The organism is Brevibacterium aurantiacum, from assembly GCF_900169065.1.
Lineage (GTDB): Bacteria > Actinomycetota > Actinomycetes > Actinomycetales > Brevibacteriaceae > Brevibacterium > Brevibacterium aurantiacum.
This window is the reverse complement of sequence record NZ_FXZB01000043.1, coordinates 1-21,990: the sequence shown is the minus strand read 5'-3', so window position 1 is coordinate 21,990 and position 21,990 is coordinate 1. Positions and strand designations below refer to the sequence as shown.

24 protein-coding genes and 2 pseudogenes are annotated in these 21,990 nt (G+C 64.2%); 12 read left to right on the top strand and 14 right to left on the bottom strand.

What is annotated here, in order from left to right; all coding sequences use genetic code 11:
* A pseudogene (locus BAUR9175_RS19820) lies at window positions 1-111 on the top strand (IS5/IS1182 family transposase); the annotation flags it as partial.
* 12 nt (window positions 112-123) lie between these two features.
* Window positions 124-645, top strand: a pseudogene (locus BAUR9175_RS18495) (MDR/zinc-dependent alcohol dehydrogenase-like family protein); the annotation flags it as partial.
* A gap of 72 nt (window positions 646-717) precedes the next feature.
* Here the strand turns inward: BAUR9175_RS18495 and BAUR9175_RS18490 are convergent.
* On the bottom strand, window positions 718-1,941 hold the full coding sequence (locus tag BAUR9175_RS18490; RefSeq protein WP_101584887.1) for a M20 metallopeptidase family protein: 1,224 nt from the start codon (window positions 1,939-1,941) through the stop codon (window positions 718-720).
* Window positions 1,942-2,134: 193 nt separating this feature from the next.
* Between BAUR9175_RS18490 and BAUR9175_RS18485 the strand changes: the two genes are divergently transcribed.
* The gene (locus tag BAUR9175_RS18485; RefSeq protein WP_101584885.1) at window positions 2,135-2,683 is read left to right on the top strand and encodes a dihydrofolate reductase family protein; all 549 of its coding nucleotides are present in this window, start codon (window positions 2,135-2,137) and stop codon (window positions 2,681-2,683) included.
* Window positions 2,684-2,712: 29 nt separating this feature from the next.
* On the opposite strand, the gene BAUR9175_RS18480 is transcribed toward BAUR9175_RS18485, so the two are convergent.
* Window positions 2,713-3,069 carry a VOC family protein gene (locus BAUR9175_RS18480; RefSeq protein WP_096160063.1) on the bottom strand — a complete coding sequence of 119 codons (357 nt, stop codon included), beginning with the start codon at window positions 3,067-3,069 and terminating at the stop codon, window positions 2,713-2,715.
* Window positions 3,070-3,198: 129 nt separating this feature from the next.
* On the opposite strand from BAUR9175_RS18480, the gene BAUR9175_RS18475 reads away from it, so the two are divergent.
* From BAUR9175_RS18475 to BAUR9175_RS18460, 5 genes are all read left to right on the top strand, one after another.
* Window positions 3,199-3,984 carry a SurA N-terminal domain-containing protein gene (locus BAUR9175_RS18475; RefSeq protein ID WP_240518431.1) on the top strand — a complete coding sequence of 262 codons (786 nt, stop codon included), beginning with the start codon at window positions 3,199-3,201 and terminating at the stop codon, window positions 3,982-3,984.
* A 200-nt stretch (window positions 3,985-4,184) separates the two neighbouring features.
* A complete protein-coding gene (locus BAUR9175_RS18470) occupies window positions 4,185-5,546 on the top strand; it encodes an L-lactate MFS transporter (protein WP_101584884.1) in 1,362 nt (453 codons plus the stop codon).
* A gap of 29 nt (window positions 5,547-5,575) precedes the next feature.
* Window positions 5,576-5,746, top strand: a complete 171-nt coding sequence (locus tag BAUR9175_RS19475; RefSeq protein WP_009882076.1) for a hypothetical protein — start codon at window positions 5,576-5,578, stop codon at window positions 5,744-5,746.
* Between the two features lie 29 nt (window positions 5,747-5,775).
* On the top strand, window positions 5,776-6,462 hold the full coding sequence (locus tag BAUR9175_RS18465; RefSeq protein WP_101584882.1) for a hypothetical protein: 687 nt from the start codon (window positions 5,776-5,778) through the stop codon (window positions 6,460-6,462).
* Between the two features lie 200 nt (window positions 6,463-6,662).
* A complete protein-coding gene (locus BAUR9175_RS18460; RefSeq protein WP_009882074.1) occupies window positions 6,663-7,466 on the top strand; it encodes a TVP38/TMEM64 family protein in 804 nt (267 codons plus the stop codon).
* Between the two features lie 27 nt (window positions 7,467-7,493).
* Here the strand turns inward: BAUR9175_RS18460 and BAUR9175_RS18455 are convergent, their stop codons facing one another.
* Window positions 7,494-7,979, bottom strand: coding sequence for a CueP family metal-binding protein (locus tag BAUR9175_RS18455; RefSeq protein ID WP_009882073.1), 486 nt, complete (start codon window positions 7,977-7,979; stop codon window positions 7,494-7,496).
* 221 nt (window positions 7,980-8,200) lie between these two features.
* Here BAUR9175_RS18455 and BAUR9175_RS18450 point away from each other — a divergent pair, with 221 nt between their 5' ends.
* A complete protein-coding gene (locus tag BAUR9175_RS18450) occupies window positions 8,201-8,794 on the top strand; it encodes a YdhK family protein (protein WP_009882072.1) in 594 nt (197 codons plus the stop codon).
* A gap of 50 nt (window positions 8,795-8,844) precedes the next feature.
* Here the strand turns inward: BAUR9175_RS18450 and BAUR9175_RS18445 are convergent, their stop codons facing one another.
* The 9 genes from BAUR9175_RS18445 to paaA all read right to left on the bottom strand — a co-directional run bounded on the left by BAUR9175_RS18445 (window position 8,845) and on the right by paaA (window position 16,667).
* The gene (locus BAUR9175_RS18445) at window positions 8,845-9,621 is read right to left on the bottom strand and encodes an enoyl-CoA hydratase/isomerase family protein (RefSeq protein WP_096168358.1); all 777 of its coding nucleotides are present in this window, start codon (window positions 9,619-9,621) and stop codon (window positions 8,845-8,847) included.
* 67 nt (window positions 9,622-9,688) lie between these two features.
* On the bottom strand, window positions 9,689-10,585 hold the full coding sequence (locus BAUR9175_RS18440) for a 3-hydroxyacyl-CoA dehydrogenase family protein (RefSeq protein WP_009882070.1): 897 nt from the start codon (window positions 10,583-10,585) through the stop codon (window positions 9,689-9,691).
* The gene (locus BAUR9175_RS18435; RefSeq protein WP_096145781.1) at window positions 10,582-11,409 is read right to left on the bottom strand and encodes an enoyl-CoA hydratase/isomerase family protein; all 828 of its coding nucleotides are present in this window, start codon (window positions 11,407-11,409) and stop codon (window positions 10,582-10,584) included. Before BAUR9175_RS18435 ends, BAUR9175_RS18440 begins: the two co-directional genes overlap by 4 nt.
* A complete protein-coding gene (locus tag BAUR9175_RS18430) occupies window positions 11,406-12,572 on the bottom strand; it encodes a thiolase family protein (protein ID WP_009882068.1) in 1,167 nt (388 codons plus the stop codon). Before BAUR9175_RS18430 ends, BAUR9175_RS18435 begins: the two co-directional genes overlap by 4 nt.
* Before the next feature lie 111 nt (window positions 12,573-12,683).
* Complete coding sequence (gene paaE, locus BAUR9175_RS18425; protein WP_219618423.1) at window positions 12,684-13,838, bottom strand: 1,2-phenylacetyl-CoA epoxidase subunit PaaE; 1,155 nt, start codon at window positions 13,836-13,838, stop codon at window positions 12,684-12,686.
* Window position 13,839: 1 nt separating this feature from the next.
* On the bottom strand, window positions 13,840-14,391 hold the full coding sequence (gene paaD, locus BAUR9175_RS18420) for a 1,2-phenylacetyl-CoA epoxidase subunit PaaD (protein ID WP_101584880.1): 552 nt from the start codon (window positions 14,389-14,391) through the stop codon (window positions 13,840-13,842).
* The gene (paaC, locus tag BAUR9175_RS18415; protein WP_101584878.1) at window positions 14,385-15,353 is read right to left on the bottom strand and encodes a 1,2-phenylacetyl-CoA epoxidase subunit PaaC; all 969 of its coding nucleotides are present in this window, start codon (window positions 15,351-15,353) and stop codon (window positions 14,385-14,387) included. The genes paaD and paaC overlap by 7 nt, the downstream gene beginning before the upstream one ends.
* A 13-nt stretch (window positions 15,354-15,366) precedes the next feature.
* Window positions 15,367-15,693 carry a 1,2-phenylacetyl-CoA epoxidase subunit PaaB gene (gene paaB, locus BAUR9175_RS18410; RefSeq protein WP_009882064.1) on the bottom strand — a complete coding sequence of 109 codons (327 nt, stop codon included), beginning with the start codon at window positions 15,691-15,693 and terminating at the stop codon, window positions 15,367-15,369.
* Window positions 15,690-16,667, bottom strand: a complete 978-nt coding sequence (gene paaA / locus BAUR9175_RS18405; protein ID WP_009882063.1) for a 1,2-phenylacetyl-CoA epoxidase subunit PaaA — start codon at window positions 16,665-16,667, stop codon at window positions 15,690-15,692. The genes paaB and paaA overlap by 4 nt, the downstream gene beginning before the upstream one ends.
* A 482-nt stretch (window positions 16,668-17,149) precedes the next feature.
* Here paaA and paaI point away from each other — a divergent pair, with 482 nt between their 5' ends.
* The 3 genes from paaI (at window position 17,150) to BAUR9175_RS18390 (ending at window position 19,738) form a co-directional block, all read left to right on the top strand.
* Window positions 17,150-17,653 carry a hydroxyphenylacetyl-CoA thioesterase PaaI gene (gene paaI, locus BAUR9175_RS18400; protein WP_009882062.1) on the top strand — a complete coding sequence of 168 codons (504 nt, stop codon included), beginning with the start codon at window positions 17,150-17,152 and terminating at the stop codon, window positions 17,651-17,653.
* Window positions 17,654-17,746: 93 nt separating this feature from the next.
* Window positions 17,747-19,042, top strand: coding sequence for a phenylacetate--CoA ligase PaaK (gene paaK, locus BAUR9175_RS18395; protein WP_101584876.1), 1,296 nt, complete (start codon window positions 17,747-17,749; stop codon window positions 19,040-19,042).
* A gap of 33 nt (window positions 19,043-19,075) precedes the next feature.
* The gene (locus tag BAUR9175_RS18390) at window positions 19,076-19,738 is read left to right on the top strand and encodes a TetR/AcrR family transcriptional regulator (protein WP_009882059.1); all 663 of its coding nucleotides are present in this window, start codon (window positions 19,076-19,078) and stop codon (window positions 19,736-19,738) included.
* A 60-nt stretch (window positions 19,739-19,798) separates the two neighbouring features.
* Here BAUR9175_RS18390 and BAUR9175_RS18385 read toward each other — a convergent pair whose 3' ends face one another.
* Complete coding sequence (locus tag BAUR9175_RS18385; RefSeq protein WP_101584875.1) at window positions 19,799-20,641, bottom strand: SMP-30/gluconolactonase/LRE family protein; 843 nt, start codon at window positions 20,639-20,641, stop codon at window positions 19,799-19,801.
* Window positions 20,638-21,891, bottom strand: a complete 1,254-nt coding sequence (locus BAUR9175_RS18380; RefSeq protein WP_257944377.1) for a glucose-6-phosphate dehydrogenase — start codon at window positions 21,889-21,891, stop codon at window positions 20,638-20,640. The genes BAUR9175_RS18385 and BAUR9175_RS18380 overlap by 4 nt, the downstream gene beginning before the upstream one ends.
* Between the last annotated feature and the right edge of the window lie 99 nt (window positions 21,892-21,990).

The window sequence follows — 21,990 nt, the reverse complement described above, 5'->3', positions numbered from 1 at the left end:
TTTGCCTACGTCAAGCAATGGCGGGGGTTAGCGACGAGATACGACAAGCTCGCCATCACCTATCGAGCGGCCGTCGTGATCAGCGCGATCCTGACATGGCTCCGCCAATAAAGGAGACATGCCCTAGCTCAGGCGCGTGCCTTCGGTTGCGAGACCGTCGATGTGTCCAAGGGTGACCCGAAGGATCAGATCGAGCAGATCCTCGGCACTCCCGAGGTCGACTGCGGCATCGACGCGGTGGGCTTCGAGGCCCGCGGCCACGGTAAGGATGCGGCTACGGAAGCCCCGGCGACCGTGCTCAACTCGCTCATGGACATCACCCGTGCAGGCGGCAGCCTGGGCATCCCGGGCCTCTACGTCACCGGCGACCCAGGTGCGGCCGACGAAGCGGCTCAGCAGGGATCACTGTCGATGCGCTTCGGGCTCGGCTTCGCAAAGTCACATGTCTTCGTCACCGGCCAATGCCCGGTCATGAAGTACAACCGTGGCCTGATGCACGCGATCCTCAACGACAAGGTCACGATCGCCAAGAACGTCAACGCCACCCCGATCGCCCTCGACGATGCCCCGCAGGGCTACGCCGACTTCGACTCAGGTGTGGCCAAGAAGTTCGTCCTCGATCCCCACGGGATGATCAGCGACTAACTTCGCAGGTACGACGCCACCAGTCTCCGTCGAGCTGGGCCCGCTGCACCAGCAGCGGGCCCAACGTCATCCTCAGCCCAGCTCATCCACCAACCGCGCGAACGCCAGGTAGGCCAGGGCTGCGGCCTGATCACCAAGCAGCCCATCGTCGAAAACGACCCGGGGCGAATGGTTCGTCTCCGCGTTCGGGTCCACGCCCTCTGGAGTGGCTCCGAGGAACACGAACGTGCCCGGCACGTTCTGAAGCACATAGGAGAAGTCTTCGGATCCCATCCGCGGCGCGGCCATCTCCTCGACGTGCTCGGCTCCGAAGACCTCGCTGAGGCGGTCGATGACCGTGCTTGTCTCGGCGGGGTTATTCACGGTCACAGGGAAGCCGATCGGGAAGTCCACCTCGGCGGTGCACCGGTGTGCCCGGGCGATGCTCTCGGCAATCTCAGGCACACGCTCCTGCAGCAGAGCGATCGAGTCGGCCGAGAGGTAGCGGACAGAGGCGGTGAGCTTCGCGGTGTCAGGAATGATGTTGCTGGCCTGCGAGCCTTCCAACTGCGTCACGGAGACGACGACCGGATCGAAGATGTCGAATGACCGGGACACCATCGTGTTCAGGGCGAGCGCGATCTCAGCGACGGCGGGCACGGGGTCGCGGGTGGCCTGCGGCTGGGAGCTGTGGCCTCCGGCGCCGTGGACCTTCAGGTTGAGGTCGGCGAACCCAGCCATGAGCGGCCCGCCCTTGGTGGTGAACCGTCCTCGCTCGTCGGCTTCGACGTGGATTCCGTACGCAGCGACAAGGGGCACGCCTGCCGCCTCGAGGAGGCCCTCGGCGATCATCGGCTCGGCGCCTCCTTCGACTTCCTCGGCCGGCTGGAACATGAACACGATGGACCCGGGCAGCTCGTCACGGTGCGCGGCGAGCAGACGAGCGGCACCGACGAGGCCAGCAGTGTGCATGTCATGGCCACAAGCGTGCATGTTGCCGTTCGTCGAGGCGTAGTCGAGTCCGGTGTCCTCAGCGACGGGCAGGGCATCCATGTCCCCCCGCAGCAGCACCGCAGGTCCGGGACGTCCGCCCTTGAGCACGGCGACGATCGAGGTCAGCGACTCTCCGGTGGTGATTTCGAGGCCCAGGTCGGCGAGTTCTTCGAGGACGGTCTTCTGGGTGAAGGGCAGTTGGTAGCCGAGCTCTGGGTTGGCGTGCAGGGCGCGACGCAGTGTCACAAGATCGTCTTGCAGATCCTGAGCCTCGGTGCGGAAATCGGGGACAGCTGAGGATGATGAGGCAGATGATGCGGACATGGACGCGGTTCTCCTTCGGGCCGAATGAACTGTGAGTCCGACTCTACTGAGAAAGCCGCGGTCGTGCGCGAGGAAGCCATCGACTCGCTCATCGAGACCTCGGAGCATGCCGAGGCCACAGCCTGACCATGGACGGCGAGCCTTGTCGTGCGTACCGTGGTCGGTGACGCCACCACTCGACGAGGAGCCCTCCGTGCGCATCATCATCACCCAGAACATGACTCTCGACGGCCGAGCCGAGATGCTCGATGACTGGTTCGACCCGCAGGCTCAGGACGAGGAGCTGTCTGCTGAGCTGATGCGGCAGTCTGACAATGAGGATGTGCTGCTGCTCGGGCGGCAGACCTTCGAGGATTTCCGCGACTACTGGCCGTTGCAGACCGATGACGTCACCGGGGTCGCCGATCATCTCAATCAGGTCGACAAGCGCGTCGTCTCAACAACGCTGACCGGCGACCCGGGGTGGGAGAACACGAGCATCATCAGCGGCGATCCCGTCGAAGCCGTCATCGCCCTGCGCGATGAGCCCGGGCGCGACGTCATCGTCACCGGCAGCATCACCTTGGCACATACGCTCATCACCGCCGAGGTGGTCGATGAGTTCCGGATGTTCACCTATCCCGTGTGGCAGGGTCGCGGACGGCCCTTCTTCCCTGATGACGCTCGGCCGCGACTGCGGCTCGTTGACTCGAAACCGTTCCCCAGCGGAGTCGTCTACTCGTCCTACGCGCCGAAGAGCTGAGCCCAGCGTCCTCGGCTCTCGGGCACCGTTCAGGCAGTGCCGAACATGACCTTCCGACCGTCGGGGTCTTGAACGGTGACGACAACGTCATCGACGTCGACCAGCGGTGCGCCGACGCTTCTTACATCCTCGAGGAAAGCCTGTTGATCCTCGATGCGGAAATACAGATGAGTGAGGTTCGACTCGCTGTTCGGTGGAAAGCTGTAGTCGGCGAAGGCTTGAGCATCGTGGAGGGCGATCTGGATTCCGTCGACCTCGAGGACATAGTAGGTGTACTCGTCATTGCCTGCCTCTTCCAGCGGCACACCGGCCAGATCCCGGTAGAATGCCGCAGTTCTCACGCTGTCCTGACAGGTCAGGAAGACTCCTCTGAATCGTGCAGTCATGATCGGGCTCCTTCGCCGCTCGCGTCTTCTCAGTGTCCCCGTCTTGCCAAGCGACGGTCAAGGTCCACTCAGGCTCCGAGGACGTCAACCTGTTAGCCTGGCGGGCTGATGCCGAAAGCAGGAGTGAGTGTGCAGAAGAGCAAATGGCTATTGGGCCTCGTCGTCGCGACAGCAGTGGGATCACTGGCTGCCTGCGGCTCAGCCGAAGAAGAGCCGAAGGCCCAGGAGACATCCGCCTCGGCGAAGCAGGAGGCTGGTAGCGACGCGTCCGGCCAAGGCCAGGACCAGAGCGGAAAGCCGAACACCGACGGCATCCCCAAGGTCGTCGCCGAGGTCAACGGCGAGAAGATCACCAAGGATGACTTCGTTCCCCTCTACGAGACCCAGTATCAGCAGATGCAGATGCAGTCACAGCAGTCGGGTCAGCAGGTCGATGAGAAGCAGCTCAAGACGCAGACTGCTGAGAACCTGGTGAGCACCGAGCTTCTCAGCCAGGAAGCCGACAAACGCGACATCAAGGTCTCGGACAAGGATGTCGACAAGGGTCTCGAAGAGTCCGCGAAGTCCAGCCAGATGAGTAAGAAGGACTTCCTCGCCGCCATGAAGAAGCAGGGCATGGACGAGAAGAAGGTCCATGCTGAGCTGAAGACCCAGCTGGCGATCGAAGGACTCATCAAGGATGAGTACGGCGAGTTCAAGGCCAGCGGCGAAGACATCGGACAGGCCTACCAGCAGGCGAAGACTCAGCAGGAGCAGATGGCCCAGCAGAGTGGTCAGCAGGCCCAGGAAGTTCCTTCACTTGAGGAGATGCGCCCGCAGCTCGAGGAGCAGGTGAAGAGCCAGAAGTCGACCGAGGCGACCCAGAAGTTCGCCAAGAAGCTTCGCAAGCAGGGCGACGTCACGATCAACCTCTGAGTGCTGGCCGTCAACCTCTGAGAGGTGACGGCCCGCCCCGAGTCCCAAACTTGGGGAATTTCTGAGAATTTCTCGCGAAATCCTTGCGTGCGCTCTAATCTGTAGAAGAACAGAAACGTGTCGTTCTGACACGCTCGTCCTCACAGCACGTCCGGCCGTTGATGGCCGCACGCAGAGCACACCAATCGAAGGATCCCTCCATGGCTTCCGTCCTCACGCGTTCGGCGATCGTCGCGCCGAAGAGCTTCAATCGGTGGCTGATTCCACCGGCAGCGCTGGCGATCCACCTGTGCATCGGGCAGGTCTACGCGTTCAGCGTCTTCAAGATCCCCTTCATGTCGCACTTCGATGCCGGTGAGGTCTCGATCGGCTGGATCTTCTCGATCGCCATTCTCATGCTCGGCATCTCCTCTGCCATCTTCGGCCCCTGGGTGGAGAAGAACGGCCCACGTGCATCAATGGTCGCCGCCGGCACCTGCTGGGTCATCGGATTCTTCGTCGCCTCCCTGGGGATCATGACCGGTCAGCTGTGGCTGGTCTACCTCGGCTACGGCGTGATCGGCGGCATCGGCCTGGGCATCGGCTACATCTCCCCGGTCTCGACGCTGATGAAGTGGTTCCCGGATCGTCCTGGCCTGGCCACCGGCCTGGCCATCATGGGCTTCGGCGGCGGCGCACTCATCGCCAGCCCAATGTCGAACCAGCTGATGAGCCTCTACGGAGGCGGCCCGGAACCGGAGAATCTCGTTGCCGGACTGACTCCGACCTTCGTCACCCTCGGCATCGTCTACGCCGTGGTCATCGCCGCCGGCGCCTTCGTCATCCGCGTCCCCCACCCCGAGTGGACTCCGAAGAACTTCGACCCCGCCAAAGCGACGACCAAGCCCATGCAGACCACGGGCAATGTCTCTGTGCGCAATGCGATCCGCACACCGCAGTTCTGGCTGCTGTGGGTCGCTCTCTTCCTCAACGTCACTGCTGGCATCGGCATCCTCGAGAACGCGGCCCCGATGATCCAGTCCTACTTCGGCATCACGGCAGCAGCCGCCGCCGGCTTCGTGGGGCTGCTGTCGATCGGCAACATGGGCGGTCGCTTCATCTGGTCGACAACTTCGGACTACCTGGGCCGGAAGAACAACTACATGCTCTACCTCGGCGGTGGGCTCCTGCTCTACCTGATCGTCGCGCTGTTCGGCGGAAGCTCCATCGTGCTCTTCATCCTCGCGACGCTGGTCATCATCTCGTTCTACGGCGGCGGATTCTCGACCATTCCCGCCTACCTCAAGGATCTCTTCGGCGTCTACCAGGTCGGCGCAATCCATGGTGCTCTGCTCACCGCATGGTCTGCCGCGGGCGTGGCAGGTCCCCTCATCGTCAACTCCGTCGTCGAGGCAGGCGAAAAGGCCGGCAAGACGGGGCCTGAACTCTACACGCCGGGGATGTACATCATGGTCGGCGTGCTGGTCGTCGGCTTCATCGCCAACGTCCTGGTCCGCCCGGTCAGCGAACGATTCTTCGAACGCGAAGAGGACGTCAAGGCCAAGCAGGCCGCCGCCCTCTAAGACGACAACTGAAAGCAGGGAAGGACATCATGAGCAATTCCACACCCACAGCACACGTCCCGCCCGAGGGCTCCCCTCAGTCACCTGTCGGCGGCGCCTACAAGGCAGTTGGTTCAACCCTGACCGTCGTCGTAGTCGGCGGCCTCCTCTGGGGCCTGTCGCTGACCGTGATCAAGGCCGTCGCGATCTTCACCGGTTAAGGATCCTGGAACCGGGCTAATCTCAGACCATGAGCCTCAACGACCCTGCCCTCGGATTCTTCCACCAGAAATCCAAGGTCAGGGTCGTTTCCATTGCCTTATGGTGTCTAGTCGTCTTCTTCGCGTTCCTCACCGGGTGGGCAGCAGTCGACGCGGGGTCGGGCACAGGTGGAAGTGCTGCAGACCGCGTCCCGGCTCTGCCCATTCTCCAAGCCAGCACATTCGTCCTCGGTTTCGGCACAATGCTCATCGACTTCGCCACTGCAAAAGTACGCGGGGATTTGGCTGGCTGGGCCTTCCTTCGCCTCGTCGGGACCCTGTGCCTCGGCCTGGCCGCAGGTTGGTCCGCCTCGTTGATTGCTCTGCGGGAATTCCCCATCTGGTGGCTGCTGATGATGGTCCTCAGCATCGCCATCCTGTGCATTCCGGCGGGAATCTCCCGATTGCTGCGCCACCGTGAACGTGAACAGTTGCGGGTCCGTTCCACCTTTCGCCCGGTGCCGGCAACTGTGACGAACGTTCAGCTCGTCAAAGAGATGGACATGCTCAAACACAAGGTCACCGTGTCATTCATCGATGACGCAGGACGTCGACGCTGGCACATTGTCAGAACACAACATTCGGGCACACCAGTGAAAATAGGCGATGCCTGTCGCGTGCAATTCGATCCGGCTCGGCTACGCAGGCACAGCTCAATCGTCGTCAGTTTCGCCTGAGCACTCTGATCAGAACCATCCCAATCGGAGCCGGTCTCCTACCGGTCATGGCGTAGGTGAGTCCGCAATATGGGGCGCCTCCTCGGTGATCTGCTTCAACGCCTCCGCGATCGACTCGACCACCGTCGACACCGGCAGCCTGAGGCCAGCGGCGTGTGCTCGATGCGCTGTCTGAGCTTGTGGGGAAGTAGGATCGAGTCATGCCGAACGACGAGAACCCCGCACTGAACCCGGGCTCTCACGGCACATCCAAGGTGCCCTGGGGATCGATCCTGCGCAATGTGGCATTGGCGCTGGCGGTGCTCGCCGGATTGTGGCTGGTCTTCAACGTGCACCTGCCCTCACTCGACGGCATTCAGAAGCAGATCGCCGATGCCGGCTTCTGGGGATTCGGCATCTTCATCATCCTCTATGCGCTCGTCGCGGCCACGCCGATCCCGGTGACCATCATGGCCGTGGCCGGTGGTCTTGCCTTCGGCCTCATCTTCGGCACGATCCTGTCGATGATCGGAGTCGTGGCCGGCTGCGTCGGCGGCTACTGGGTCGCACGCGGACTAGGCCGCGACACCGTGATGAAGCTCTTGGGCAATCACGCAGCGGCGATCGAATCACGACTGACCAACGGCGGGTTCTATGCGGTGTGCATCCTTCGCCTCATGCCGGGCTTTCCCTACTGGCCGGTGAACTACGGCAGCGGGGCAATGGGGATCAAGAGCCGCACATTCCTCATCGCCACTGTGATCTCGGCCCTGCCGGGTCAGCTGTCCCTAGTCGCGGTCGGCGCCTTCATCGGCAATCCCGGCATCGTCACGGGCACCGCCGTCGGCATCTCGTGGGCCCTGGTCATCGTGCTGACGATCCTCACCTTCCGCCGCTGGAAGTCAGAGCAGAAAGACTCGACGACACCAGAGACCGAAGATGGATACCAGGTTAAAGGTCAGAAGACCGAGGTCGAGCAGCGCCCCGAGATCGAGAGCAAGCCTGAGGAAAAGCCCGAGAGCTGATCAGGCCCTGGTCTCCAGGGCTTCACATCAGGAGAGCCGCAGGTCGGTGATGCAGGTCGCGGCGTCTTCTGCAGTCGAGAAGCCAACAGAACCGGACTTCCCCTCGTGAGTGATGTCGATGGTTCCTTCGAAGTCGCTCGGAACCCAGAAGCCAGCGAAGCCATTGTCGAACGTGGTCACCTGGTCGTCGATGACACGATCACCGGTGGCGCTGTCAGTGATCTGCACGTCAAGCTTCTCGTTGGCCAGCTCCCCACGACAGGTTGTCAGACTGTGATAGAAGCAGTCGTGGGTGGTACTCACATACGGAGCAATCGACACGTACGACTTCTCCTCCGGCAGATCTAAAGTCACCTCTTGCGCTTCACCGGCCAGCACCACCTCGTCGGGGTAGACCGATGCCATGAGATCACTCGGGCGATCATCCACCGCCTGCTGGTCGAGGTGGTCGATGACTTCAACGGCGTCCATGCCACCCAAGCCGTGCTCGGAGAGGAACTCCTCCGTCGACATCGGATCACTCCCCGACCCGGAGCTCGATTCCGCGGCTCCACAGCCCGCCAACACCAAGGTCAGAGCCGCTATGGCGACCCCTCGCCTCAGGTTCACTACGCCCTTCGTCTCTGTACCAATCACGTTGACAACTATACCCCCTCTAGGTATAGCGTCGGCATCGGGTGCCTTCGCGCAGCCCGCGATCGGACCGCCAGTGCCACGGATACCCCGGGAGAGATATGAAGACGTCCAAATCTTTGACGACCATCGCCGCGGTTGCCGCCGCATCAGCGCTGCTGCTGTCGGGATGCGCCAGCTCCGAAGGCGACGAGGCCACTCAGCACTCACAGCATGAGACACCGTCCGAGACGGCATCGAGTGAAGACCACAGCGAGAACCATGAGCACGCCGCGGACGGCGGCCAGCCGCCCACAGGCATCGAAGAGGCGTCCGATCCCACATACGCCGTCGGAGACGAGGTCACTCTCACCGCTGACCATGTGCCCGGAATGAAAGGGGCGAAGGCGAGGATCTCGGGCGCCTTCGATTCCACGACGTATTCGGTCAGCTACACGCCCACCGATGGCAGCGATCCGGTCAAGGACCACAAGTGGGTCGTCCACGAAGAACTGGAGAGCCCCGGCAAGGCTCCCCTCAAGGACGGAACGAAGGTGACTCTCAACGCAGACCACATGCCCGGAATGAAAGGCGCCGAAGCAACGATCGACAGCTCGACCGAGGACACCGTCTACATGGTCGATCTCGACATGGATGGAATGACAATGACAAACCACAAATGGGTCGTCGAGGACGAGGTCCAGCCCGCCGAGTGATCACAGCGTTCGGTGCAGAGCCCAAACGCAGGAACAGCCCCGACGCCTGATCAGCCGAAGTTCGGTGCTCGTCGCTCCTGGAAGGCTGTGAACCCTTCGGCATAGTCCGGGGTCTGACGCGCGGTCTCCTGGAGATTGGCCTCCTCGGCAAGCACCTGCGCCAGGGTCGGGCGATCATCGGCGAGCTTCTGCACGAAGCCCTTCTCCATCGCGAATGCCTCGGCCGGCCCGGTCACGATCTTCGCCAGCTTCGACTCGACGAAGTCGGACAGTTCCTCAGCTGGGACCGCGCGGGACACGATGCCCGCCGCTGCCGCCTCGGCGCCGGTCATGAAGTCACCGGTGATGATGAGATCCATTGTCCGGTGGTATCCCACCCGGTCGAGGAAGACGTGGTGGGCACCGGAATCGAGCATCGCCCCGATCGCGGCGAACGGCGACCCGAACTTCGCGTTGTCAGCGGCGAAGATGATGTCCGCGGCTGCCGCGACCCCGAAGCCCAAGCCCAGCGCAGCCCCCTGGACCTGCGAGATCACGGGGATCGGCAGGGCGCGGATGGCCTGGAATACAGGCGTGAAGACCTCGGCGAGGAAGGCGTGGGCGTCATCGGTCTCGACGTCGACGGCCGAGATGTCACGACCGGAGCTGAAGACCTTGCCCTCTCCCCTGATCAGCAGGGCACGGACGTTCGGGATCGCCTCGGCGACCTTGGCCACTGCCGCCGCGAGGTCGCGGAGGTTGTCAGCGTCAAGGGCGTTGCGGGAATCGGGGCCGTCGAGAACGATCTCTGCGATGTTTCCCCGGTTGGACAGTCGGATCTCGGTCACGTGTGCTCCCTTGCAGCTGACGGTGTTGCTGATGACGGTGTAACAAGCAGGCTTGTTGCCTGCCTGGTCACCAAGTATAGAATCCCTGGCCGGATTTGCGACCCAATTGGCCCGCAGCGACCTTGTCCTTCAGCAGCTGAGGCGGCGCGAACCTGGGCCCCAGCTCTGCCTCGAGATGTTCGGCGATGCCGAGGCGGACGTCGAGGCCGACGATGTCCGTGGTCTTCAGCGGTCCGGCTGGGTGGCGGTAGCCCAGGGTCATCGCATTGTCGATGTCCTCGGCGCTGGCCACCTCCTCCTCGACCATCCGCATGGCTTCCAGGGCCAGGGCCACGCCGAGGCGGCTGGAGGCGAATCCGGGTGAGTCCTTGACCGTGATCGCCGTCTTCCCCAGACCTGCGACCCAGGACTTCGCCACATCGACAAGCGCAGGCTGGGTGTGGGTGCCGACGACGACCTCGACGAGGTCTGAGACCGGGACCGGGTTGAAGAAGTGGAGTCCGATGAGGGCCTGGGGCCTGGGCAGTGCAACCGCGAGCTCATCGATGGACAGGGCCGAGGTGTTCGTGGCGATGCTCGCAGCCGGCGCGTACTTCGCAATGGCGGCCAGGATCTCCTGCTTGAGTTCGACGATCTCCGGGACTGCTTCGACGACGAGCAGTGCCTGATCGAGCAGCGTGGGGTCGCGCACGACTTCGACGCTTCCTCTGACCTCGAGGCCCTTGGACTTCGACTTCTCGATCGAGGCGTCGACGCGTTCCTTGGCTGCGGCCACGGTCTCATCGGTGTTCTCGATGATGATGACGCGGGCTCCGGCGCTGGCGAATGCGTGGGCGATGCCGGCACCCATCCGTCCGCCGCCGTAGACGCCGACGGTCTCCGGGACCTTGGCTGCGTTGTCTGAGTCCGTTGCCGAGTTCGGGGTGTGTACGGCGTCGGGTTCGTGTGCTGTCTGCTCGCTCATTCTGCGGTGCCTTCCTGTTCAGCCTTCTTCCGCTTCTTGGCTTCTCGTTTGGCGAGGAACGCATCCATGCGGGTGTACTTCTCCTCGGTCTCGAAGAGCACGGCCTGAGCGAGGTTGTCGATGAGCGGGTGAGCCTCGCGGGGTGCGTGGAATGCGGACTTGCTCAGTCTCACGGCCAACGGGGCGAAGCTGGCGATTCGGTCGGCCAGTGCCTCGCCGGCAAGTTCGAGGTCTTCGGGGTCGACGACGTCGTTGAGCAGTCCGATCGACTTCGCCTCGTCGGCCTGGAGGGTGCGGCCGGCCAGGAGAATCTCCTTGGCTCGTGGTTCTCCGACGAGTTCGCGCAGACGCCAGGCGGCTCCGGCAGCGGCGAGGATGCCGAGTCCGGCCTCTGGGTTGCCGATCTTCGTCGTCGGTGTCCCGATGCGGAAGTCACAGGCGAAGGCGAGCTCCGCTCCTCCACCCAGGGCAAAGCCTTCGACCAGGGCGATGGTGGGCATCGGCAGTTCTTGGATACGGGTGAAGACCTTCGAGTTGATGCCGGCCAAGGCTTCCTCACGGCCGCGATTGCGCAGCTGCCCGATATCGGCTCCGGCGGCGAAGACGCCGTTCGAACCGGTGAGGATGGCGACCTTCGGATCGGCTTCGAGTTCGGCACACACCTCGTGGAGGGCATCGGCCATGTTCTGGTCGATGGCGTTGCGAACCTCGGGCCGGTTCAGTCGGATGATGACCCGATCGGTGTGGCGCTCGATGAGCAGTGGGGAGTTCGACGCTGCGGTCTCGGCGCTGCTCGCTGCGCCCTCGGCGCCGCCGGCGCTCATGCTCGCTCCAGCAGGAGTGCCGAGCCTTGGCCGACGCCGACGCACATCGTCGCCAGTCCGCGTTTGGCATCGGCCTGTTCGAGGCGGTTGAGCAGTGTCAGGGTGATGCGTGCGCCCGAGCAGCCCAGCGGGTGGCCCAACGCGATCGCGCCGCCGAAGCCGTTGACGGTCTCCGGGTCCAGGCCCAGGTCGCCGATGCAGGCCAGGGACTGGGAGGCGAAGGCCTCGTTGAGTTCGACGGCGTCGAGCTGATCGACGGACCAGCCGACACGGTCCAGTGCCTTGCGGGTGGCAGGGACCGGGCCGATGCCCATGATCTCCGGGGCGACGCCGGCACTGGCACCGGTGACGACGCGTGCTCGGGGGCTCAGTCCGTGCTTCTCGGCGTAGCGTTCGCTGACGAGAATCGTCACCGCGGCACCGTCGTTGAGGGAAGAGGAGTTGCCGGCGGTGATGACGCCGCCGGGGCCGTGGATCGCGCGCAGCTTGGCGAGCTTCTCCACGGTGGTGTCCGCGCGTGGTCCCTCATCGGCGCTGACGTCGCCGATGGGCAGGATCTCGGGATCGAACTTGCCTGCTTCCTGCGCTGCGAGTGCCTTCTGGTGTGAGGCGTAGGCGAAGGCGTCGAGCTCTTCGCGGCCCAGCTTCCATTTCTCGGCCACGCGTTCGGCGGTCTGGGGCATCGACAGGGTCGTGTCCTCGCCGAAGGCGGGGTTGGTGAAGCGCCAGCCGATCGAGGTGTCCCAGGACTTACCCGGCTTCGCCCACGGACGCTGCGGCTTCTCGGTCACCCAGGGGGCGCGGGTCATCGACTCGACGCCACCGGCGACAACCACATCGGCGTCACCAGCTGCGATCATCTGCCGAGCCGTCGTGATCGCGGTCAGCCCGGAGGCACACAGGCGGTTGACGGTGAAGCCAGGAACGGACTCGGGCAGACCCGCCAGCAGCACGGCCATGCGGGCGACGTTGCGGTTGTCCTCACCGGCCTGATTCGCCGAGCCGAGGATCACCTCGTCGATGTCGGACGGGTCGATTCCCGACCGTTCGACAACGGCCTTGAGCGTGGTCGCAACCAGGTCATCGGGGCGCTGATCTGCGAGGACTCCCCCGTAGCGGCCGATGGGTGTGCGCAGTCCGTCCAGGATGAAAGCCTCGGGCATGGGTCTCCTCAGGTGTGATGTGTGGTGCAGCGTCGGCGCTTCTCAAGCCTAGCGACCGAAAGCGCCAGACGCTCGGAAGTCTCGACGATCACGAGTCGCATTCGACCGTGACTATGAGTCGTAGTCGACCGTGACCTCGTCGCTGACGGGGAAGGTCTGGCAGGTGAGGACGAAGTTCGCCTCCACCTCGGTGTCTTCGAGGGCGTAGTTGCGCACCATGTCGACTTCGCCGCCGCAGATCTTGGCGCGGCAGGTCCCGCAGACGCCGCCCTTGCAGGCGAAGGGCAGGTCGGTCCGCGATTCCTGTGCTGAGTCGAGGATCGTCTTGCCCTGCGACATCGCCGAGGTGGTCCGTCGTCCGTCGAGGACGATCGTGACGTCGCTGGTGGCACCTTCGAGCACCTTGTCGGCGTGGACGACCTCCGGTGGCGGTTCGTCGACGTAGAAGAGTTCGAAGTGGACCTTGTCCTTGGGCACGTCGAATTCGTCGAGGACCTTGCGGGCGTCGTTGAGCATGCCGAAGGGCCCGCACAGCCACACATGATCCATGTCGCCGATGGGCACCAGGTTCGACAGAAGCTGGCGCAGCTTGTCCTCGTCGAGTCGGCCGGAGAAGAGTTCGACTTCGCGGGGTTCGCGGGAGAGGACGTGGATGAGGTCGAGCTGCTGGTTGCGGGCGTCCTTGAGGTCCGCGAGCTCCTCGGCGAACATCACGGTGTTCGTGTTCCGGTTGCCGTAGAGCAGAGTGACTGAGGCATCCGGGTTGGACAGCACGGTTGTCGCGATCGAGAGCATCGGGGTGATGCCGGAGCCTGCGGCGATGCACAGGTGCCGTCCGCCGACGTCCGGATCGGCCTGGAAGCTGCCACTGGGCGGTTGAACCTCGATGGTCTCACCAGCGCGGACATCATGCACGAGCCACTGGGAGAAGAGCCCCTCGGGGATCTCGCGGACGCCGATGCGCGGATCGGTTCCTGCCGGGGAGCAGATGGAGTAGGAGCGGCGGTGCTCTGCCCCGTCGATCATCCGACGCAGAGTCAGGGACTGCCCGGCGGCGAAGTCGAAGAGCTCGGCGTACTCGTCCGGGACGTCGAAGGTCACTGCCGCCGAGTCGTCGGTGAGGTGGTCGACAGACTTCACGGTCAGCGGGTAGAAGCTCGACCGGGAGGCGCCCTCGCCCTTGACGGCCGGGTCGGTCGGCTGGGTTCCGTCGGTCGGCTGGGTCGGGGAAGCCGCCTCGGCGCTCTGATTGATCGTCTCGGTCATCTCAGATCTCCTTCACGTGTTCGAACGGTTCGAGGCAGTCGTCGCACTGGTACATGGCCTTGCACGCAGTCGGCCCGAATTCCGAGGACAGCTTCACATTCGCCGATCCGCACAGGGTGCAGACCAGTGCCCGCTTCGTGGGCATCAGGGTCAGTGCCACTGGCCCCGTGTGCCGGGGTGCCTGCCCGGGTGGGGAGATGCCGGCGCCCTTGAGTGCCTGCCGCCCTTCCTCGGTGATCCAGTCACTGGTCCAGGCCGGCGTCAGGGACACCCGCACCTCGGCGTCGGGGAAGCCAGCGTCCTGGAGTTCGCGCTGCAGGTCATCGCGCATCGTCGCCATCGCCGGGCATCCCGAGTAGGTGGGTGTGATGGTCGTGACGACGTGGTCGTCCTCAATCGTGACATCACGAAGCACGCCGAGGTCGACGAGCGTGAGCATCGGCATCTCCGGGTCGGTTACGCGAGCTGCGGCTGCGCGAGCACGATCGAGCGCCTCGGCGTCGGTGGTGTTCTGGGTGGCGGACATCCGGGTCTCGAGTGTTGCGGTCACCATTGTCCTTTCGGGTACTGGCGGGCGACGACCTGCATGTCGGCGAGCATCTTCGACAGTGCTTCGGTGTGCAGTCCGTCGCGGCCCTTCTGTCCTCGCACTCCGGCCAGCGTGCCCCGTTCGGGGCGGTCGATGCCGGCGGCGGCGAAGACCTGGTCGAGGATGACTCCGGCCTCATCGGCCACCTCGGCGGGATCGACACCGATTCCGGCGGCCGCCACCGAGGCTTCGATCGGGTGGGTCTCGAAGAGTTCGTTCCACAGTGGCCAGAGTCCATCAAGTGCCTTCAGGAGGCGAGCCTTCGACTCTTCCGTTCCGCGGGCCAGGGTGAGGACCCAGCGGCCTGCGAAGTCGCGGTGATAGGACATCTCCTTGACGCCCTTGACCGCGATGGCCGAGAGCACGGAGTCGCGGCTGGCCTGGAGGCGTTCGAAGATCGCCAGGCGCCAGGTGGAGTAGATGAGGATCTTCGCGACCGCCTCGGCGAAGTCACCGTTGGGCACCTCGGCGAGGCGGACGTTGCGGAACTGCAGGTCCTCGCGGAAGTACGCGAGGCGGTCCTCATCGGGAACCGGGGAGCCTTCGGGCAGCTCGGGCACGAGACTCGGATCGGCTGCCGCCGTGCGGGCGAGCAGGAGCCGGGACTGGCCGAGCAGGTCGAGGGCGATGTTGGCCAGCGCGATGTCCTCTTCGAGGTCAGGCGCGTTGGAGCACCATTCGGAGATCCGCTGGGAGAAGACGAGGGCGTCGTCGCCGAGCATGAGGCAGTAGGCGGCGAGGTCCTTCGGGTCGACACCGGAGGGCACGGTGGTGTCGACGCCGGCCAGGGGGTCTTCGAAGTCGGTGCCGAAGGCCCAGTGCGCGTCGTTGACGAGCAGGCCCGAATAGGCGTTCTCGTGGTCGCCGTGCTCGATGTTGGCGCCGGCCTCGTCGTGGTCGACGTTGATGGAAGGTTCGTTGGTCATCGTCAGACCCTCCTCACATGTGGGGGACATCGTCGGGGATGTCGTAGAAGGTCGGGTGGCGGTAGACCTTGTCGCCTGCGGGGGCGAACATGGGGTCCTTCTCATCGGGGCTCGAGGCCGTGATCGACGAGGAGCGCACGACCCACAGGCTCACGCCTTCGTTGCGGCGGGTGTACACGTCGCGGGCGTGGCGCAGGGCCATCTGGTCATCGGGAGCGTGCAGCGATCCGACGTGGACGTGGTTGAGTCCGCGCTTGCCGCGCACGAAGACCTCATAGAGGGGCCATTCGCCGCGGACGCTCGGGGTTCCTGCGGTGCCGGAGTTGGTGTCTGCGCTCATTTGGCGGCCTCCTCGGAGGTGGTGTTTGTGGTGTTCTCAGCGAAGGCGAGCGCGGCTTCACGCACCCATGCTCCTTCGTCCCAGGCACGCTTGCGGTGGGCCACACGCTGTTCGTTGCAGGGGCCATTGCCCTTGACGACGGCCCAGAACTCGTCCCAGTCAGGGGTCGAGAAGTCGTAGTGGCCGCGTTCTTCGTTCCACTTCAGGCCCTCGTCAGGGAAGGTCACGCCCAGGGCTTCGGCCTGCGGGACGGACATGTCGACGAATTTCTGGCGCAGCTCGTCGTTGGTGTGGGTCTTGATGCCCCATTCCATCGACTGCTCGGTGTTGGGTGAGTCATCATCGGGTGGGCCGAACATCATCAGCGAGGGCCACCAGAAACGATTGACCGATTCCTGGACCGAGGCGCGCTGCTCTTCGGTGCCGCGCATCATGGTCATCAGCAGTTCGTAACCCTGGCGCTGGTGGAAGGACTCTTCCTTGCAGACGCGGATCATGGCGCGACCATAGGGGCCGAACGAGGTCCGGCACAGCGGCACCTGGTTGCAGATCGCCGCACCGTCGACGAGCCAGCCGATCGTGCCGACGTCGGTGTAGGACAGCGTCGGGTAGTTGAAGATCGAGGAGTACTTCTGCTTGCCAGCGATGAGCTTCTCGGTGAGCTCGTTGCGGGTTGCGCCGAGGGTCTCGGCGGCGGAGTAGAGGTAGAGGCCGTGACCGGCCTCGTCCTGAACCTTGGCCAGCAGGATCGCCTTGCGGCGCAGCGAGGGCGCGCGGGAGATCCAGTTACCCTCGGGCTGCATGCCGATGATCTCCGAGTGCGCGTGCTGGGCCACCTGCCGCACGAGAGTCTTGCGGTAGTTCTCCGGCATCCAGTCGCGCGGTTCGATCCGGTCTTTGGCTTTGATCGTCACCTCGAACTGAGCCTCGAGCTCTTCGGCGTCGAACTGGTTCTCATTGATCTGCGTTGTCATGACCACTCCACCCTTGGACGTGCCCTTCCGGCTTCTGCGTTCGGTCCGCCCATCGTAAGTCCGACGCACCGGCGAAACCATTTACTGACCATTTGTTCTGTATTGTTCACTATCAGTGTGGCACACCGCACGCCAAGGTGCAACGCACTGAGCGGCAGCAGCGACGCTTGCGGCATCTCCCTCGACACACCGGCGTCGCTCCGAGGCAACGACGCAGGCACAGTGGCCTCGGCGCTCCGTCGATGTCTCGAGCTTCAGGCCCGCCCACCTCAGGGTTCCAATCCGCCAGTTTTGGCGAGAACTGGCCGTCCGACTTGACAGAGACGCCGATCACAACCATATTTATTGACCAGATGGTCGTTTATTCTTCGAAGGTGCCACGACCGGGAACTTCGGACTGCTGACAGCCATCGTCCACATAAGGTCACCACTGCCCAGCGAGTGATCACCACAGCAATCAGCGACTCGAAGGGGAGCCTGACATGGGAGAGCCCAGTCCCGAGGCAACGACAACCGCTCGCACGGCGACGTCTGCCGACAGTACGAGCGCCGAATCGGGCACGGACAGCGAGCAGCTGACCGGTGCTGCGGCGATGTTCGCCAACGATCGCGCATCTCAGCACCTGGGCATCACCGTCGATGACCACGGCCCCGGCTGGGCGCAGTGTTCGATGACGATCACCGACATCATGGCCAACGGGCACGAGATCACCCACGGCGGCTACATCTTCCTCTTCGCCGACACCACCTTCGCGATGGCCTGCAACTACCCCGGCTCGATCACCGTCGCCTCGGGCGGCGACATCGACTTCCTCAAGCCCACATACGTCGGCGACAAACTCATCGCCCGCGGCAAAGAGATCGTCAAACAGGGTCGCTCAGGCATCTACGACATCGAAGTCACTCGCGGCGACGAGATCGTTGCCACCTATCGCGGACGCTCCCGCACCCTGCCCCCACCGAAGCCCGCGACACCTTCGACCTGACCCCTCCCCTTACCCGGCACTCCCCCGAAACGGCGCCCCACCTCGGCGCCCCACGAATTGCGAAGCACAACAGGATTGACCAAGGAGACAACGATGACTGACACCGAACTCGACGCCGGACAGCGCATGAGCCTCGACGAGCTGCGCGCCGACCAGCTCGCGAACCTCAAATCCACGGTCACGAAGGTCTATGAGAAGGTCCCGTTCTACAAAAAGGCCTTCGACGACCTCGGCGTGACTCCCGCGGACATCACCAGTCTCGACGACATCTCCAAGCTGCCGTTTACGAACAAGCAGGACCTGCGTGACAACTACCCGTTCGGGATGTTCGCCGTTCCGCGCGAAGAAGTCGCCCGTGTCCATGCCTCCTCGGGCACGACCGGACTGCCGACCGTCGTCGGCTACACACTGGGTGACCTCGACAAATGGGGCAGCCTCATCGCCCGTTCGATCCTCGGCGCCGGCGGCAAGCGCGGCCAGATGATGCACAATGCCTACGGCTACGGCCTGTTCACCGGCGGCCTGGGCGTCCACGGCGCCGAGCGCCACGGATTCACCGTCATCCCGATCTCCGGCGGCCAGACGCAGCGCCAGGTGCAGCTGATCCAGGACTTCAAGCCCGACATCATCACGGCCACGCCGACCTACCTGCTCACGATCCTCGACGAATTCCACAAGCAGGGCATCGACCCGACCACGACGAGCCTGAAGACCGCGATCTGCGGCGCCGAACCGTGGACCGATGAGATGCGCAAGGAGATCGAGAAGTCCTTCAACATCAACGCCGTCGACATCTACGGACTCTCCGAGGTCATGGGCCCCGGCGTGGCCTGCGAATCCGCAGTCACGAAGGACGGACCGACCATCTGGGAAGACCACTTCTACCCGGAGATCGTCGACCCCTACACCGGCGAGGTTCTGCCCGACGGCGAAGAGGGCGAACTCGTCTTCACCTCGCTGACGAAGGAAGCCCTGCCGATCATCCGCTACCGCACCCACGACCTGGCGAGCCTGCTGCCAGGCACCGCGAACCCGAACTTCCGTCGCATCTCACGCATCACCGGCCGCTCCGATGACCTCATCATCATCCGCGGCGTCAACGTCTACCCGGCCAACGTCGAGTCCGTGCTCTTCGAGTTCGCCCACCTCAGCCCCCACTTCCAGCTCGTCCTCACCCGCCCCGGCCGAATGGACGAGGTCACCGTCGAGGTCGAGTGCCGCGAAGGAGTCGGCGCCGCCGAACTCGACGGCCTGGGCGGATTGGTCGCCGCTCGGATCAAGGAGCGCCTCGGCGTCTCCTCGACCGTGACGGTGCTCCAGCCCGGCGAGCTGCCCCGTTCGGTCGGCAAGCTCAAGCGCATCATCGATCGCCGCGAGGGCCTGCGGTGATCAGTCCGGTACAGGCTGACTAGACTGGTGCGCATGCCGAAAACGACTTCACCTGCGCAGACACCGGACCTCGAGTCAGGTGTCGATGCTGCTGTGGACGCAGCACCCAAGCGCAACCGTCGCGGACGGCCCGGTTATGACCGGGAGACGCTGATCAACAAGGCCACCGAGGTCTTCGTCACGCGCGGCTATGACGGCACATCGATGGACACCGTGGCCCGCGAGCTCGGCATCACGAAGTCTGCAATCTACCATCACGTGAAGTCGAAGGAAGAGCTGCTGCATCTGGCGATCAACCGCGGCATTCGCGCCCTCGACTCAGCAGTTGAGGCCGAGAGTCAGCGCCCGGGACTGGACGCCCTCGAGCGTCTGCGTGCCGCCGTCCATGCCAGCGTTGTCATCCTCATCGAGTACCACCACTCCGTGACGCTGCTGCTGCGAGTGCGCGGAAATTCGGCCGTCGAGGTCGAAGCTCTCGAGCAGCGACGCAAGATCGACGACAAGATTCGCGTCCTCGTCGCCGCGGCGATCGAGGAGGGCGGGCTGCGCTCGGACTTCACACCCGGTCTGATCACCCGCCTGCTCTTCGGCATGGTCAACTCCATCACCGAGTGGTATCGCCCCAGCTACCCTGTCGATCCTGAGAGGATCGCCGACGCCGTCACTTCTATGGCGTTCAACGGCCTCGAGGTCTGAGAGTCGGCCGACTGAGAATCGGCCAGCTGACAGTCGGCCAGCTGAGAACGACCGTGACTCCTACCCCGCGAACTCGCGGATCGGCAGTCCGGCCACACCCACCTCGGCGACGAACAGGGCACCCGCCAGTGGATCTGCCGCTGTGTCCACATTCTCCTGCGAGGTGGTGATGAAGAGCCGATCGAGGTTCTCCCCACCGAACGTGCAGGCAGTGACCTTGCCGGCGCCGACTTCGATGATTCCGTCCAGGGTGCCATCGGGCCGGTAGCGGTGAACCGCTCCTCCGTTGACCACGGCCGTCCACACACAGCCTTCGCTGTCGACGGTGAGCCCATCGGGACGACCGCCGTCGGGGAGTTCGACGAGGATCCGACGGTTGTGCAGTCCCTCTTCGGGGTCGAAGTCGAAGACGGCAACCTGGCCCGTAGGTGTGTCGTTGTAGTAGGCGAGTGAACCGTCGGGACTCCATTCGAGGCCGTTGGATACGGTCACGCCCTCGAGCATGATGTCGACTCGGCCTTCGGGACTGAGACGATAAAGCGATGCCGCGCCGGGGCTCTGGTCGTAGGCCATCGATCCGCACCAGAAGTTCCCCTGCGGATCGCAGCCGCCCTCGTTCATGCGGATGCCCGGCGAAGTCCACACTTCGGGCAGGGGGTCGATCTGCCCGTCGGGACTTTCGAGGGCGAAACCGCGCTCGATTCCGATGACCGCGCCACCGCCTCGGCGAGGGCGGACTGCCGCGGCGACCTCGGCGACGTGCTGGCGTTCGATCCGGTCATCACGCAGCGTCAGGATGTCGCCGGCGAGCATGTCGACCCAGCGCAGGCCGCCCCAGGACGGCGACCACGCGGGGCCTTCGCCGTGATAGGCGATCGGATCGGTGATCTGCTCGGCTCTCATGGCTGCTCCTCTACGCCTGGCTGTGACTGTGGTCCTGGCGGTGGCTGCGGTCCTGGCGGTGGCTCCGAATCCGGGCCCGAGCTGCCCGCGGGATAGTCCTCCATCGGCACGGACCCATCTGCCCAGGCTTCGAGGACCGGGGTGAGGATCTGCCAGGCCAGTGTCGATTCCTCCGGTCCGGCGGCCAGGTCAGACTCTCCATCGAGGATGTTCTTGAGCACATGTCCGTACGGGGAGAGCTCCGGTTTCGGCTGCTCACCGATCAGACTCATCGGGGTCAATCTGTCTCGGGAGCTGCTCGAATTGAGAGCGAGCTCGATGTCGAAGGGTCCGTCGAGGCCGATCCACAAGCGCGCACCCTGCTGTGCAGCACCGACGGGGCGGAAGAGGATTTCGATGCCCTTGCGTGTGCAGTCGATAGCCTTTCCCGTGCGCAGACGGAACCGGGTACCTGCCCAGCGGGGAGAGTCGATCTGCAGGACAACCTCGGCGAAGGTCTCGGTGTCGCGGTTCCCATCGACACCGTCTTCGTCGATGTAGTCAGGCACCATCTTCCCCGCGGCCTCCGGTTCGTCGGCGAGCGTCCCGGCGGTGTAGCGGGCGCGACGGGTGGAGGTCAGAACGTCAGCGGGCGACAACGGTCGAACGGCGGACAGGAGTTCGACTTTGCGGGCGTGCAGTTCTGCCGCGCTCGGCCACCCCGATTCGATTCCCTCGGGCCGCTCCATGGCACTCATCGTCAGCACCTGCATCAGGTGGTTCTGCAGGACGTCCTTGAGGGCGCCCGTGCTGTCGTAGAACCGGGCTCGCCCCTCGAGCGCGATGGCCTCATCCCACAGCAGCCGGAACTCCTCGATGTGTTCACCGTTCCAGACCGCCTCGGGCAGGGGGTTGGCGAATCGCAGTGCCAGCATCGCCTGCAGCGGAGCCATCCCGAGGGCATGGTCGACGTTGAAGACGATCGTGGCAGCTTCATCAGCGAAGAGCTCGCCGAGGAGGTCGTCCAGTTCCTCGGCACCGCTGAGGTCATCGCCGAAGGGCTTCTCCATCGCGATCCGACTGCCTGCGGGAAGGTCCGCTGCCGCCACGGCTCGCAGCGCATCGGGCATGAGACCGGTGGGCAGTGCGAGATAGACGGTCACCGGAGAATCCTGTGCATTGCCGGTTGCTGCGGACGCGTTGCCGGTCGCTGCAATGAGGTCGGCCATATCGGTCGGGTCGGTGAATCGCCCCGGGGATAATAGAGGCAGGGAGATTGGAAGAAGGAGATTCTCTCATGCCAGTGAAGTACACCGACGAGCTCAAGGCTCGTGCCGTCGAGCTCGTCATCCATGCTCAAGCGGATCCGA

Bases quoted from the DNA above. Each gene is read 5' to 3' on its own strand.
- BAUR9175_RS18465 (WP_101584882.1), top strand. From the start codon at position 5,776: ATGAGCCTCAACGACCCTGCCCTCGGATTCTTCCACCAGAAATCCAAG.
- paaC (WP_101584878.1), bottom strand. From the start codon at position 15,353: ATGACCAACGAACCTTCCATCAACGTCGACCACGACGAGGCCGGCGCC.
- BAUR9175_RS18430 (WP_009882068.1), bottom strand. From the start codon at position 12,572: ATGCCCGAGGCTTTCATCCTGGACGGACTGCGCACACCCATCGGCCGC.
- BAUR9175_RS18490 (WP_101584887.1), bottom strand. From the start codon at position 1,941: ATGTCCGCATCATCTGCCTCATCATCCTCAGCTGTCCCCGATTTCCGC.
- paaB (WP_009882064.1), bottom strand. From the start codon at position 15,693: ATGAGCGCAGACACCAACTCCGGCACCGCAGGAACCCCGAGCGTCCGC.
- BAUR9175_RS18390 (WP_009882059.1), top strand. From the start codon at position 19,076: ATGCCGAAAACGACTTCACCTGCGCAGACACCGGACCTCGAGTCAGGT.
- BAUR9175_RS18480 (WP_096160063.1), bottom strand. From the start codon at position 3,069: ATGACTGCACGATTCAGAGGAGTCTTCCTGACCTGTCAGGACAGCGTG.
- BAUR9175_RS18440 (WP_009882070.1), bottom strand. From the start codon at position 10,585: ATGAGCGAGCAGACAGCACACGAACCCGACGCCGTACACACCCCGAAC.
- BAUR9175_RS18470 (WP_101584884.1), top strand. From the start codon at position 4,185: ATGGCTTCCGTCCTCACGCGTTCGGCGATCGTCGCGCCGAAGAGCTTC.
- BAUR9175_RS18385 (WP_101584875.1), bottom strand. From the start codon at position 20,641: ATGAGAGCCGAGCAGATCACCGATCCGATCGCCTATCACGGCGAAGGC.
- BAUR9175_RS18450 (WP_009882072.1), top strand. From the start codon at position 8,201: ATGAAGACGTCCAAATCTTTGACGACCATCGCCGCGGTTGCCGCCGCA.
- paaI (WP_009882062.1), top strand. From the start codon at position 17,150: ATGGGAGAGCCCAGTCCCGAGGCAACGACAACCGCTCGCACGGCGACG.
- BAUR9175_RS18455 (WP_009882073.1), bottom strand. From the start codon at position 7,979: ATGTCGACGGAGGAGTTCCTCTCCGAGCACGGCTTGGGTGGCATGGAC.
- BAUR9175_RS18460 (WP_009882074.1), top strand. From the start codon at position 6,663: ATGCCGAACGACGAGAACCCCGCACTGAACCCGGGCTCTCACGGCACA.
- BAUR9175_RS19475 (WP_009882076.1), top strand. From the start codon at position 5,576: ATGAGCAATTCCACACCCACAGCACACGTCCCGCCCGAGGGCTCCCCT.
- paaK (WP_101584876.1), top strand. From the start codon at position 17,747: ATGACTGACACCGAACTCGACGCCGGACAGCGCATGAGCCTCGACGAG.
- paaE (WP_219618423.1), bottom strand. From the start codon at position 13,838: ATGACCGAGACGATCAATCAGAGCGCCGAGGCGGCTTCCCCGACCCAG.
- paaA (WP_009882063.1), bottom strand. From the start codon at position 16,667: ATGACAACGCAGATCAATGAGAACCAGTTCGACGCCGAAGAGCTCGAG.
- paaD (WP_101584880.1), bottom strand. From the start codon at position 14,391: ATGGTGACCGCAACACTCGAGACCCGGATGTCCGCCACCCAGAACACC.
- BAUR9175_RS18435 (WP_096145781.1), bottom strand. From the start codon at position 11,409: ATGAGCGCCGGCGGCGCCGAGGGCGCAGCGAGCAGCGCCGAGACCGCA.